Here is a 12,590-nt window from a genome sequence, read left to right on the forward strand (position 1 = left end):
ATAACTGAAAGCTCTCTGCCAGGGTGCGGAGTGTCGCATCGTTATGCCCGGATAACGTCAAATAAAAAGAACATTGACCAACTCGGGGTGTGGTGCGCGGGGGTGCTGTCGGGGCTTTCGTCGTTCTCATCTTTGCGCCGGGCAACCGGCGATTCTGATTCGAAGACGAATAACGAAATGCTCGATTTACGCTGGACCATTCCAGTTGCCCGGTGGTCCTGCCTGCCACCCGGAGCAACAGCCGCTCCCGATGTGAAATTCATCGACCCGCTCGTGCGGCGCCGGCTTAGTACGCTGTCCAAGATGGCGCTGAAAGTCGCGCACGATTGCGCGTCCGACTCGCCCTCGGTGCGTCTCGTGTTTGCTTCGCGTCACGGCGAATTGCGCCGCACGACGAGCATGCTCGACGACATCGTGGCGAATCAGCCCGTTTCTCCCACCGCCTTTAGCCTGTCCGTGCTCAATGCGATGACGGGCGTCTATGGCATTGCGCGAGACGATCGCTCGCCCGCTACCGCGATCTCGGCCGGCGCCGAAACGCTCGGCTATGCTTTGCTCGAGGCGCATGCGCAATACAGCGCCGATCCGGCCACCCCGGTGCTCATGGTCTATGCCGATGAGCCCGCCGACGAGCGTTATGGTGCGATCGATCATGAGATGCCGGCCGGCGCGCTCGCGATCTTGCTCGATCGCGATGCGCCGGATGAACTCGAATGCGCGTCCGGTCCCGCGCTCGATGCGCCGTGCGCGCCGGCGTATGCGACGCAGGGCGAAGCGTTGATGCAAGGCCTGAGCGCGCGCGCCGCGGCAGGCTGGCAAGGGCTGGGCCGCCGCTGGCAGTGGTCGTTTCGTTCCAGTGGTGCGCGATGAGTCCCGCGGTCATGGCACGGATCGGCAGGACGTGGCGCCTCATGGCCACCGGCGCCGCGTTTACCGCGTTCGGCATATGCGGCGTCTTGTTTTCCGTACTCGTGTTTCCGTTCGCTTGGCTGTGGCCGCATCGGGCGTCGAGTCAGCGCGTCGTCGCCTCGATCATTCACTACTTCTTTCGCGCACTCGTCGCGTTACTGCAAGCGTTCGGCGTCATGACGCTCGAGGCGAGCGGGGTGGCGGCTATCAATGCGCGCGGTCCGTCGATCATCGTCGCGAACCATCCGACCTACCTCGACGTGATGGTCCTGCTCGCGCTGATTCCGCGTGCCTGCTGCGTCGTCAAGAACGTGCACTGGGGCAACCCGTGCTTCTGGGGCATCGTGCGCGCGGCTCAATACGTCAGCAATGCCGATCCAACGGAATTGGTCGAGGCCGGTGCGCGTCAGCTCGCCGCCGGCTACACGATGATCATCTTTCCCGAGGGCACGCGCAGCCCCGGCGGCGACCGTCTGCATCCGTTCTCGCGTGGCTTTGCGCATATGGCGCTGCGCTCGGGCGTATCGATTCGGCCGGTGTTGATCGACTGCGATCCGCCCGCTTTCACGAAGCGCATGCGCTGGTATCACGTGCCTTCTCGGCCGTTCAACATGCGCATCGCCGCGCTCGAGCCGCTCGCGCTCGATCGTTTCGCCACGCCCGACACGCCGCATGCCGCGGCCGCACGCGTCGTCGCCCAAGCAGTTCAAGTACACATCACCGAGCATTTGTTTCAGTATGGATTCTTTAAAATTAGAAATTAAGCAGTTATTGATCGAGGCGCTGGATCTCGAGGATTTGCGTCCCGAGGATATCGACGACGATGCGGCGCTGTTCGACGCCGACGGTGTCGGCCTCGATTCGATCGACGCGCTCGAGATCGGCATCGTGCTGCGTAAGCACTACGCATTGACGATCGCCGCGAACGACGAACGCACGCGCGAACATTTTCGTTCCATCAGTACGCTCGCAGCGCTCGTGCAAAGCCAGCGAGTAACGGCACATGCCGGTAGCGACACTGCAACGCAAGGGGAGTAAACCGTGACCGATATCGAAATTCTCGAGCGTATTCGCGCCATCTTCAGCGAAAATTTCGCCATCGAGCCGGAGCGCGTCACACCCGATGCGCATCTGTTCGAAGATCTCGACCTCGACAGCATCGATGCCGTCGATCTCGCCATCAAGCTTCAGGAAATGACGGGCCGCCGCATCAAACCCGAAGAGTTCAAAACGGTGCGCACGGTCGGCGACGTGATCGGCGCCGTCGAATCGCTGTTGGCGGCTTGATCCGATGCGGGCGGCTCCGACCCGCGCGGCGCCCGCGCCGTCTTGCCGGCGCGCACGCGTGGCGGCAAGCATCGCGCTGAGGATCGCTTATCCGGTCGTGATTCTCGCGTGCCTACGGATCGGCTCGCCGCGTTTCATCGGCATCGCCTTGCTCGCGCTGCTATGGCTGCAACGCGTGCTCGGCGCGGGCAGCCTCGGTGCGCTGCTGGCAAAGTTCACGCGCTTGGAATGGGCCGCGGCCCTCGCGATGACCGGCTTGTCGGCGGCGATCGCCGTGACCGGCAGCGAGGCGTTGCTGCGGGCTTACCCGATCGTCGTCAACGCCTCCATGTTCGTGGCGTTCGGCGCCACGCTCGTCGGCGGCGGTCCCTCGATGATCGAGAAGTTCGCGCGTGTGCGCCGGCCCGAACTCGATGCGCGGGCCGTGCGCTACACGCGCCGCGTCACGCAGGTATGGTGCGCGTTCTTCGTGATCAACGGCGCGGTGTCGGCGGCTTGCGCCATCTGGGGATCGCGCGCGCAGTGGGCGCTCTATAACGGTCTCGTCACTTATTTATTGATCGGCATGTTGATCGCAGGGGAAATCGCTTGGCGTCATGCGTTCGTGTTGCGGGAGAAGACGCGTTGAACGCATCGTTCGTGGCACTGCACGAGCTGCTCTGGGCAGCGCGCGAGGATGGCACGGTAGTGTGCCTGGATGAAGCCTCGACGCTCGATTTTCGCGCGTTCAAGGCGCGCGTGGCCGCTTATGTGAGCTGGCTGGAACTGCAGACGGGGCAGCGTGCCGCGCTCTGTCTCGACGATCCTTTCGAGTTCGCCTGCGCTTTGTTCGCATCGCTCGCATGCGGCAAGGAGCCGGTGATCCCATCGACGTCCACGCCGGCGTATCTGGCGATGCTCGGCTCCTGCTACGACGTCTTGCTGACCGCGGCCGAGTTGCCGGTGGTCGACGCCTGCATGGGGGCGTCGATGCACGGCCGCCATATCGACCCGCAAGCGCCGCTCACGCTTTACACCTCGGGCAGCAGCGGTGTGCCGAAGGCCGTGCGCAAGCGTCTCGCCCAGTTCGATGCGGAGGTTCGCACGCTCGAGACGCAGTGGGGCGCCATGCTCGGGCAGGCGCCGATGCTGGCCAGCGTTCCGCATCGGCATATCTACGGTTTGCTGTTTCGCGTGTTCTGGCCGCTCGCGGCGGGTCGCGCATTCGACCGTGCAAGCTGCGCGGAGCCGCTGCAACTGCAGGCGCGCCTCGAGCGGGTGGGGCGCGCGGCCGTGGTGTCGAGTCCTTCGCATCTGGATCGCTGGCTCGCGTTGCCGGGCTTCGATACGCTGGCGCCGGCGCCGTGCGCTTACTTTTCGTCGGGCGGCGCGCTCGGCGAGGAAACGGCGAACGCGTATGCGAGCAGGTTCGGTGCGGCACCCCTCGAGATTTACGGCAGTACGGAAACGGGCGGTATCGCGTGGCGCCGGCGCGATCTCTCGGATGCTTGGCAGGCGGTGCCCGGTGCCGAACTCAAATGCGACGCGGATGGCGCGCTCGTCGTGCGCTCGCCGCATCTCGGCCATGACGATTGGCATCGCACGGACGATGCCGTTGCGTTCGACGAAGACGGTCGCTTTCGTTTGAAGGGGCGCCTGGATCGCGTCGTCAAGCTGGACGGCAAGCGCGTATCGCTGCCGGAAATCGAGACGCATCTCGCACGCCATCCCTATGTGACGCAAGCCGCGGCGGTCGTGCTGCCCGGAGCGGCGCGAGAGCGGCTCGGCGTATGGGTCGCGCTGACGGCCGAGGGTTCGGCCGCGCTGCTCGAAAGCGGACGCGTGGTCCTGGCCAAGACGCTGCGCACGCACTTGGGCGAGTACGTCGACGCCGTGGTGCTGCCGCGGCGCTGGCGTTTTTGCTCGGCGCTGCCGTTCGATGCGCGCGGCAAGTTGCCGGCTGCCGCCGTGGCGGCCGCATTCGATGCGCGTACGCAGGGTATGGAAGTGCTCGCGCAATGCGCGCACGAAGGGGCGTTGCATTACGAGTTGCGCGTGCCGCCGACGCTCGTGCACTTCGCCGGCCATTTCCCGGGCTTGCCGATCTTGCCCGGCGTCGTGCAGATCGATTGGGCGGTCCAATTGGGCGCCGAGCATTGGCCCGAGGTGCGTTCGGTGCTTGCCGTCGAGCGACTCAAGTTCATGGCGCCGGTGCCGCCGGGCGCGATATTGCATTTGACGCTCGCGCACGACGAGGCGCGCCGCAAAATGCGGTTCGCGTTCCGTCTGGGCGAGCGCGACAGCGCATCGGGCGTGATCGCATACCAGGGGGCGGCATGACCCTGCGGGCAGCGATCGTCATCCCGATTTACAACCACAAAGACGAGATCGGCGCTACGCTGGCGCGGCTCGTGCCTTACGCGTTGCCGATCTTCGTCGTCGACGACGGCAGCGATGAAGCCACGCAAGCAGCGCTGGCCGAGTTGGCCGAGCGCCTAGCGCCGCAAGTCTCGCTATTGCGCTTGCCCGTGAACGGCGGCAAGGGCGCTGCCGTGATGGCGGGGCTTCTCGCGGCTCGCAAGGCGGGCTTCACCCATGCGCTGCAGATCGATGCCGACGGCCAACACGACGCCGCCGACGTCCCGCGCTTCCTCGAGGCCGCGCGGGCCGCGCCCGATGCGGTCGTATTGGGGCGGCCCGTCTACGACGAGAGCGTGCCCAAAGCGCGCTTGTACGGCCGTTACTTGACGCATGTCTGGGTCTGGATCGAAACGCTTTCGTTCGCGATTCCCGATTCCATGTGCGGCTTCCGTTTGTATCCGCTCGATGCCGCCTGCGCGCTGATCGAAACGGTGGCGTTGCCGACGCGTATGGACTTCGATATCGAAATCCTCGTGCGCCTATCGTGGCGCACGCAGCGCTTCGTGACGATCCCGACGCGCGTCACCTACGCGGCCGGCGGTCTTTCGCATTTCGACGTGGTGCGCGATAACGTGCGCATCAGTGGTAGCCATGTTCGCCTCGTCGCCGGCATGCTCGCGCGCTTGCCGATGCTGCTGGCGCGCAAAGCGTTGCCGCGCCCGGCCGAGCGCGCCGCCTGCGGCGACCGGCCCGGCTGGTGGCGTATCGCCGAGCGCGGCAGCCGCACCGGCATGCGCTTGCTCGCGCTCAGTTGCCGCTTGTTCGGCATGCGCTTCACGCGCCTTTGGTTGCATCCTATCGTCGCGTATTTCGTGCTGACGGGTCATGCGGCGCGCGCCGAATCGCGGCGTTATTTCGAGCGTCTGCGCGAAAGCTCGCCCGGGCGCGAGACGCCTCGGCCGGGTTGGCGCTCGGCGTATCGGCACATGCTCGCCTTCGCCGAAGCGGGGCTCGACAAGCTCGCCGCTTGGACCGGGCGCCTGCAACATGCGGGTATCGAATTCGACGATCCGTCGGCGTTCGAAGCACTGGTCGCGAGCGGCAAGGGCGCGCTCGTCATCGGCGCGCATCTCGGCAATCTCGAAATGACGCGCGCGCTGGCCGTGCGCGGCTCGCACGCCAAGGTCACGGCCGTCGTCTACACGGAGCACGCGCGCCGCTTCAATAGCGTGCTGGCCGGCGCCCATCGCGATTTCGCAAGGCGCATGGTCGAGGTGGCGGATTTCGGTCCCGAGACGGCGATGATGATGCAAGAGCGCATCGACGCGGGCGAACTGCTCGTCATCGTCGGCGATCGCGTGCCGGCCCATGAAGCAGGCCGTGTCGTGCAAGCGCCGTTTCTCGGCGCCGCCGCGGCGTTCGCCCAAGGGCCGTACGTGCTGGCGCATGCGCTCGGCTGTCCCGTGTATCTGTTCTTTTGCTTGAAAGAAGCGGGCCGCTATCGGCTCTATTTCGAATCGTTCGCCGAGCGTATCGAGTTGCCGCGGCGCGAGCGCGCGGCCCATCTCGCGGCGCATGCTCGCCGCTATGCCGAGCGGCTCGAATACTACTGCCGTAAGGCACCGTTTCAATGGTTCAATTTTTTCGATTTCTGGGCGCGCCAGAGTGGAGAGGGCAATGGCCGAAGATGATTTGACCGCGCGTCGAACCGCGACCGAAGGACGAGGGGCGCGCGAAGCCGTGCGGATCGGCGGGCGCAAGCTGACGATCGAAGACGTCGCGGCGATCGCCGATGGCCGTGCCGGCGTCGCATTGAACGGCGATCCCGCGTGGCGTGCCCATATCGAGCGCGGGGCGGAATTTTTGCGCGCCCGGCTCGATGCGGGCGCGACCGTGTACGGCGTCAATACCGGCTATGGCGACGCCTGCGTCGTGAGTGTGCCGCCCGAGCTGGTCGAGGCGCTGCCGTTGCAGCTCACGCGCTATCACGGATGTGGCATGGGGCGTTTGCTCGAGCCCGCCGAGACGCGCGCCGTCGTGGCCGCGCGCTTGAACTCGCTCGCCTACGGGTACTCGGGCGTTCGCGTGACCTTGCTCGAGCGGCTTGCCGATCTGATCAATTTCGACGTGTTGCCGCGCATTCCGGCCGAGGGGTCGGTGGGCGCGAGCGGCGATCTGACGCCGCTGTCGTACGTCGCCGCGGCGCTCGTCGGCGAGCGTGACGTCGCGTATCGCGGGCAGGTGCGCGAGGCCGGCGAGGTGTGGGCCGAGTTGGGCCGATCGCCGTTGCACCTCGCGCCGAAAGAGGGTCTCGCGCTGATGAACGGTACGGCCGTGATGACGGGGCTCGCCTGTCTCGCATTCACGCGCGCGGCGCAGCTGACCCGCCTGGCCTCGCGTTTGACGGCGTTGTGCACGGTAGCGCTCGACGGCCGCGCCGCGCACTTCGATGCGACGATCTTCGAGGTCAAGCCCCATGCGGGGCAGGCGCAGGCCGCCGCGTGGATTCGCGAGGATCTCGCGGGGCGCGAGGATACGTCGGGGCAGCGTTTGCAGGATCGCTACTCGATACGCTGCGCGCCGCATGTCATCGGCGTGGCGCAAGACGCGCTCTCCTGGGTGCGCCGCGATGTGGAGAACGAGTTGAACAGCGCGAACGACAACCCGCTGATCGACGTCGACGGCGAGCGCGTCTTGCACGGCGGCAACTTCTACGGCGGCCACATCGCGTTCGCGATGGATGCGCTCAAGACCGCGGTGGCCAATCTGGCCGATCTGATGGATCGCCAGTTCGCGCTGATCGTCGACGACAAGTTCAACAACGGCTTGCCGCGCAATCTGTCGGGTGCCAGTTTGGCGCGCGCGCCGATTTGCCATGGTTTCAAGGCGGTGCAGATATCCTCGTCCGCGTGGACGGCGGAAGCGCTGAAGCTGACGATGCCGGCGAGCGTGTTCTCGCGCTCGACCGAAGCGCACAATCAAGACAAGGTCAGCATGGGCACGATCGCGGCGCGCGATTGCCTGCGCGTGCTCGAGTTGACCGAGCAAGTCGCGGCGGCGCACACGCTCGCGGCCGCGCAGGCGGCGCGGCTGCGACTGTCGGTGACGCCGGGTACGTCGCTCACCGGGCCGCTGGCGGCGTTCGTCGAGCGCGTGGGCGCGCTGTCGCCGTTCGTTGGAGAAGATCGTCCGCTCGAACGCGAATTGCGCGCACTGACCCAAACCATCGCGGACGGCGCGCTCGTCGCGGCATGCGCGCCGCGCGCGTACGACGAGGCGGGGCGCTGAATGGACCGGAATCGCTTACTGCCGACGGCCTGCGCCCTCGTGGAAGTGCCGTTTCACGACGTCGATGCGATGAACGTGTGCTGGCACGGCCACTATTTGAAGTATTTCGAGATCGGCCGCGCCGCGCTGTTGCGCGTGTTCGACTACGACTATCCGGCGATGCAGGCATCGGGCTATTTGTGGCCGATCGTCGAGGCGCATTTGAAGTACGTGCGGCCCGCCATTTATGGACAGACGCTCGAAGTGCGGACCGAGTTGCTCGAGTTCGAAAACCGGCTGAAGATCGGCTATACGATCGTCGATGCCGCCTCGGGCGAGCGGCTCACGAAGGGTTACACGATTCAAGTCGCCGTTTGCGCCGCGACGCAGGAATTGCAGTTCGTCTCGCCACCGATCGTTTTCGAAAAGCTGGGGCAGCGATGAATCGTCGTTTTACACGCTTCGTACGCCGTCACTCGCTCGCTGCCTTCGCCGCCACTTGCGCGCTCGCGTGGCCTGCGCTTCATAGCGCGACGGCGACGGCCGCGGATGCGCCTCAGGTCGCGGAGCGCGCGGCCCCGAGCAGCGCGGCCAACGCGCAGGCCGGACTCGTTGCCCGCATTGCCGCGCAGTTGGCGCATAAGACTGGCGTGCGTGCGCAATTTCGCCAAACGCAAACGCTGGCCGCGTTGGCGGCTCCGCTCGTCAGTACCGGCTCGCTCGTTTTCGTGCGCGATCGCGGCGTGATCTGGCGTACCGAGTCACCGTATCGCGTGACCTACGTCATCGGCGACGCCGGGGTCGAGAAGATCGATGCGAGCGGCGTGCATACGACTCAGGCTCGCGCGCGCGGCGGCATCGCGCGGGTGTCGCAGATGATGCGTGCCATGCTCGGAGGCGATTTGTCGGCGCTGTATTCGCAATTCGATGTGGCCGCCGACGGCTCGCCCGCGAAGTGGCGCCTGTCGCTGACGCCGAACCAGCCGCAGCTCGCGCAGGCGATCAAATTTCTGCGCATGGAGGGCGGTGCGTTCCTGAGCATGCTCGAGATCACGTCCGCCAACGGCGACACCACGCGCCTCGACTTTTCCGGCAGCGAGGGAATCGATAAGTTGTCGCCCGCCGAGTCGGCGTTGTTCGGAGCGCATTGACGATGCAAGTCGTGCAACGAGGGCAGACCCATCAGCGCGTTCGCGTGTTGCTCCTGTGGGCCGTGATCGCATGCATCGCGATCGGCTATTGCGCCTGGCGTTTCGCGGGCCCCGCTTGGGGCAGTCTCGCGTCCAAGCCGCCGTTGCAGACGAATCTGCTCGCATTGTTGCCGAAGACGGAAGCCGATCCGGTTGCCGAGCACGCGCTGGATGCGCTCGCGGCCACGATGGGCGAACGCGCGGTCTACCTCGTGACGAGCGACGACGCCGCCCATGCGAAGGCGGCCGCGCGGCAGCTCGGGCAGGCGCTCGCGGCGAGCGGCGCTTTCCGCCACGTGTTGGCCGAGATTCCGCCGTTCGACGTGACGCAGGTTGCACGCTTTTATCTGCCTTATCGATTCTCGTTGCTCACGCCGGCCGACCGCGCCGCACTCGCGTCAGGCTCGGCCACGCTCCCGGCTTTGCTGGCCGAGCGGCTCTTCGATCCGCTGCGCGCGGGGCTGGCCGCACCGCTTGCCGACGACCCCTTCGGTTGGCTGAGCCGGTGGCTCGGCGCGCTGCCGCTCTCGGCCACGAACCTGAGCATCGAAGACGGGATGCTCGTCGCCCATCGCGGGACGGCCACGAGCGTACTCGTGACGGCCACGCTCCCGGGTTCGGCCTATGAGACTTCGGTTCAGCACGCGGTCAGAGAAGCAACGGCCAGCGCGCTGCACGCTTCGGGGCAAGCCTTTCCGGACGTGCGCATCGCGCGCACGGGCGCCGTGTTTTATGCCGATGCGGCGCGCCGCGCGTCCGAAGACGACGTGCACCGGATCGGCCTATGGTCGACATGCGGCATTGCGCTGCTGATGTTTTGGATCTTCCGTTCGCCGAGGCTGATCGGGTTGGGGTTCGTGTCGACAGCGATCGGCATCGGCTGTGCACTGGCCGTGACGATGGCCGTGTTCGGCCAACTGCATTTGCTGACGCTCGTGTTCGGTGCGAGCTTGATCGGCGAAGCGGTCGATTATTCGATTCAGTATTTCGTCGTCTATCTCAGTGCGGGTCGCGAGTGGGATGCCCGGCGCGGCTTGCGCGAAGTGCGTCCCGCGCTGCTCGTCGCGCTCGCCACGAGCTTGCTCGGCTACGCGATCCTCGCGTGGGCCCCGTTTCCGGCGCTCAAGCAAATCGCTTGCTTTGCGATGGTGGGCATCGCGGCCGCGTTTTTCGCGGTCACCTCGCTGTTGCCTGTGCTGCTCACGCGTTCGGCGCGCCGCGCGCCGACCCATCTGTTCCATGGCGCCGCACGCTTGCTGTCCGTTTGGCGCGCGGGGCTCGACGGCCGCCGCGCGTGGTTCGTCGCCGTACTCGTGCTGGCGGTAGCGCTGCCGGGGTGGATGCGGGCGACGAGCGACGACGATATTCACCTGCTCGTTCAGCGCGATGCCGCGCTCGTCGCGCAAGAGCGTGCCGTGCGCGAAGCGATCGGGGTCGATGACGGCGCGCGCATGTTCGTCGTCAAAGGGGCGACGCCCGAAGCGGTGCTCGAGCGCTGCGAGGCGCTCGGCGAGCGCTTGGATGCACCGATCGGCGGGCGGCGCCTCTCCGGCTGGCAGTCGGTCTCGCAATTCGTGCCTTCGGCCCGGCGCCAACAGGCCGACCGTACATTACTCGCCTCGACGGTGCTGCACGCACCGGACGCGGTGCGCGCGACGCTGATGGCCGGTGGCTTGCGCGAGGACGTGGCGGACCGATACGTCGATGCCTGGACGCACGGCCACGCGGCGCCGCTGACGCTCGATGCTTGGCTCGCGGTGCCCTGGTCTCAGCCCTATCGCCATCTCTGGTTGGGCTCCGTGCAGGAGGGGAGCGCCTCTCACGCGGCGGCGCAAGGAGCATCCGAATACGCGGCCATCGTGATGCCGCTCGGCGCGAGCGCGGACCAATTGCCCGCGCTGGCCGCGCTCGCGCACACGGTGCCGGGCGTCGTATTCGTCGATAAGGCCGCGAGCGTATCGCGCTTGTTCGGTGCTTACCGTTTCGACAGCGCGCTGTGGCTGGCGGCGGCATTGGTGCTCGTCGGCGCGCTGCTCATCGCGCGTTATCGCGTGCGCGGGGGCATCCGTGTCGTTCTGCCCGTGGTGCTCGCAGTCGCCGTTGCGTTGGCCGCGTTCGGTTATGCGGGTGTGCCGCTGACGCTCTTCAACTGGCTCGCGTTGATGCTCGTGCTCGGCGTGGGCGTCAACTACGCCGTGTTTTTGCGCGAGGGCTGCGTGCGCGAGGGGGCCGATCTCGGTGCCGTGTGGACCGGCGTCGCGCTTTCGGCCGCGACGACGCTGCTCTCGTTCGGACTGCTCGCGATGAGCGCGATGCCCGTGTTGAAAAGTTTCGGCGCCACGCTTGCGCTCGGCATCGCCGTATCGGTGTTGCTCGCGCCGATCGGCATGCCGCAAAAAGGAGAGCGTCGATGAAGATGCCTGCTGTTTATCTGCATAGCCTCGGCATGGTGAACGCGCTCGGTGCCGATACCGATGCGATCGTCGCGGCACTCGCGTCCGGTGTTTCGCCCGGGATGGGTCCGGTCACGCTCGGCGGCGAGGGAGGTGCCTATGCCGGCCGTGTGCAAGCTGCGCTCGAACTCGCGCCGCCGGCGCCACTCGCGCATTACGACTGCCGCAACAACCGGCTGCTGCTCGCGGCGCTCGCGCAGATCGAACCCGAGGTGCGAGCCGCCTGTGCGCGCTACGGCGCGGCGCGGGTGGGCGTCATCCTCGGCACGAGCACGTCGGGCATCGGCGCGGGCGAGGCGGCGCTCGGTGTACCGCGCGAGCCGGGTAGCGGCGATGCGCCTTTCCGCTATGCGCAGATGGAGATCGGCAGCGCAGCGCCGTTCGCGGCGGCAGCGCTGGGTCTGCAAGGACCGGCGTTCACGATTTCGACGGCCTGCACCTCGAGTGCCAAAGCGTTCGCCGCCGCGCGCCGCTTGTTGCAACTCGGCCTTTGCGATGCGCTCGTCGTGGGTGGCGTCGATTCGCTGTGCGAGCTGACGGTGCGCGGCTTCGCGGCGCTCGAATCGACGAGCCTCGCGCTGACGAATCCGATGAGCGCGAACCGCGCCGGCATCAATATCGGCGAAGGCGCGGCGGTGTTCCTCATGAGCCGCGACGAGGGCCCCGCGCGCTTGGCCGGGATCGGCGAGACGAGCGACGCGCACCACATCTCGGCGCCCGATCCGTCGGGCGCGGGCGGCGAGCAGGCGCTGCGCGCGGCGCTGGCCGACGCCGGCATGACGGCGCGCTCGATCGGTTACGTGAATTTGCACGCGACGGCCACGCGCAAGAACGACGAGATGGAGGCGCGGCTGATGGCGCGCGTGTTCCCGGACGGCGTCGCGGCCAGCGGCACGAAGCCGTTTACGGGACACACGCTCGGCGCCGCGGGCGCGACCGAGCTTGGCTTCGCCTGGCTCTCGCTCGTGCGCGAAGGCGCCAAACTGCCGCGCCATCTTTGGGACGGCCTGGCCGATCCCGCGCTGCCGGCGCTCGATCTGATCGAGAACGAGCGCCGTCTCACCCCCGGACAAGCCGTCATGAGCAATTCGTTTGCTTTCGGCGGCAGCAACGTGAGTCTCGTGCTCGCGCCATGAACGATCGA

The 12,590-nt window shown here is 66.8% G+C and carries 12 protein-coding genes; all 12 read left to right on the plus strand.

Going from position 1 to position 12,590, the window contains the following annotated elements; genetic code table 11:
* Positions 1-177: 177 nt before the first annotated feature.
* The 12 genes from C0Z18_RS14855 to C0Z18_RS14910 are packed head-to-tail and all read left to right on the plus strand — an operon-like array spanning position 178 to position 12,582.
* Entirely contained in the window at positions 178-870 is a 693-nt protein-coding gene (locus C0Z18_RS14855; RefSeq protein WP_102646178.1) for a beta-ketoacyl synthase chain length factor, read from the plus strand.
* A complete protein-coding gene (locus C0Z18_RS14860; protein ID WP_102646179.1) occupies positions 867-1,673 on the plus strand; it encodes a lysophospholipid acyltransferase family protein in 807 nt (268 codons plus the stop codon). The genes C0Z18_RS14855 and C0Z18_RS14860 overlap by 4 nt, the downstream gene beginning before the upstream one ends.
* The gene (locus C0Z18_RS14865; RefSeq protein WP_102646263.1) at positions 1,648-1,947 is read left to right on the plus strand and encodes a phosphopantetheine-binding protein; all 300 of its coding nucleotides are present in this window, start codon (positions 1,648-1,650) and stop codon (positions 1,945-1,947) included. The genes C0Z18_RS14860 and C0Z18_RS14865 overlap by 26 nt, the downstream gene beginning before the upstream one ends.
* 3 nt (positions 1,948-1,950) lie before the next feature.
* Positions 1,951-2,196: an acyl carrier protein gene (locus C0Z18_RS14870; RefSeq protein WP_102646180.1), complete on the plus strand. Its 246-nt coding sequence runs from the start codon at positions 1,951-1,953 to the stop codon at positions 2,194-2,196.
* 4 nt (positions 2,197-2,200) lie between these two features.
* Positions 2,201-2,824 (plus strand): COG4648 family protein, encoded by a 624-nt coding sequence (locus tag C0Z18_RS14875; RefSeq protein WP_102646181.1) that lies wholly within the window; start codon positions 2,201-2,203, stop codon positions 2,822-2,824.
* Entirely contained in the window at positions 2,821-4,515 is a 1,695-nt protein-coding gene (locus tag C0Z18_RS14880) for an AMP-binding protein (protein ID WP_408647001.1), read from the plus strand. The genes C0Z18_RS14875 and C0Z18_RS14880 overlap by 4 nt, the downstream gene beginning before the upstream one ends.
* Positions 4,512-6,227: a glycosyltransferase family 2 protein gene (locus tag C0Z18_RS14885; protein ID WP_102646182.1), complete on the plus strand. Its 1,716-nt coding sequence runs from the start codon at positions 4,512-4,514 to the stop codon at positions 6,225-6,227. Before C0Z18_RS14880 ends, C0Z18_RS14885 begins: the two co-directional genes overlap by 4 nt.
* A complete protein-coding gene (locus C0Z18_RS14890; RefSeq protein WP_102646183.1) occupies positions 6,214-7,824 on the plus strand; it encodes an HAL/PAL/TAL family ammonia-lyase in 1,611 nt (536 codons plus the stop codon). The genes C0Z18_RS14885 and C0Z18_RS14890 overlap by 14 nt, the downstream gene beginning before the upstream one ends.
* On the plus strand, positions 7,825-8,247 hold the full coding sequence (locus C0Z18_RS14895; RefSeq protein ID WP_102646184.1) for an acyl-CoA thioesterase: 423 nt from the start codon (positions 7,825-7,827) through the stop codon (positions 8,245-8,247).
* Complete coding sequence (locus C0Z18_RS14900) at positions 8,244-8,954, plus strand: outer membrane lipoprotein carrier protein LolA (RefSeq protein ID WP_102646185.1); 711 nt, start codon at positions 8,244-8,246, stop codon at positions 8,952-8,954. The genes C0Z18_RS14895 and C0Z18_RS14900 overlap by 4 nt, the downstream gene beginning before the upstream one ends.
* A gap of 2 nt (positions 8,955-8,956) precedes the next feature.
* Complete coding sequence (locus tag C0Z18_RS14905; RefSeq protein WP_102646186.1) at positions 8,957-11,407, plus strand: MMPL family transporter; 2,451 nt, start codon at positions 8,957-8,959, stop codon at positions 11,405-11,407.
* Complete coding sequence (locus tag C0Z18_RS14910) at positions 11,404-12,582, plus strand: beta-ketoacyl-[acyl-carrier-protein] synthase family protein (RefSeq protein WP_102646187.1); 1,179 nt, start codon at positions 11,404-11,406, stop codon at positions 12,580-12,582. The genes C0Z18_RS14905 and C0Z18_RS14910 overlap by 4 nt, the downstream gene beginning before the upstream one ends.
* The last annotated feature ends 8 nt before the right edge of the window (positions 12,583-12,590 follow it).

The organism is Trinickia dabaoshanensis (assembly GCF_002879885.1).
Classification (GTDB): Bacteria; Pseudomonadota; Gammaproteobacteria; order Burkholderiales; family Burkholderiaceae; genus Trinickia; species Trinickia dabaoshanensis.

Coding starts and splice junctions, on each gene's coding strand:
- C0Z18_RS14890 (WP_102646183.1), top strand. CDS start 6,214: ATGGCCGAAGATGATTTGACCGCGCGTCGAACCGCGACCGAAGGACGA.
- C0Z18_RS14905 (WP_102646186.1), top strand. CDS start 8,957: ATGCAAGTCGTGCAACGAGGGCAGACCCATCAGCGCGTTCGCGTGTTG.
- C0Z18_RS14860 (WP_102646179.1), top strand. CDS start 867: ATGAGTCCCGCGGTCATGGCACGGATCGGCAGGACGTGGCGCCTCATG.
- C0Z18_RS14875 (WP_102646181.1), top strand. CDS start 2,201: ATGCGGGCGGCTCCGACCCGCGCGGCGCCCGCGCCGTCTTGCCGGCGC.
- C0Z18_RS14855 (WP_102646178.1), top strand. CDS start 178: ATGCTCGATTTACGCTGGACCATTCCAGTTGCCCGGTGGTCCTGCCTG.
- C0Z18_RS14900 (WP_102646185.1), top strand. CDS start 8,244: ATGAATCGTCGTTTTACACGCTTCGTACGCCGTCACTCGCTCGCTGCC.
- C0Z18_RS14910 (WP_102646187.1), top strand. CDS start 11,404: ATGAAGATGCCTGCTGTTTATCTGCATAGCCTCGGCATGGTGAACGCG.
- C0Z18_RS14885 (WP_102646182.1), top strand. CDS start 4,512: ATGACCCTGCGGGCAGCGATCGTCATCCCGATTTACAACCACAAAGAC.
- C0Z18_RS14865 (WP_102646263.1), top strand. CDS start 1,648: ATGGATTCTTTAAAATTAGAAATTAAGCAGTTATTGATCGAGGCGCTG.
- C0Z18_RS14895 (WP_102646184.1), top strand. CDS start 7,825: ATGGACCGGAATCGCTTACTGCCGACGGCCTGCGCCCTCGTGGAAGTG.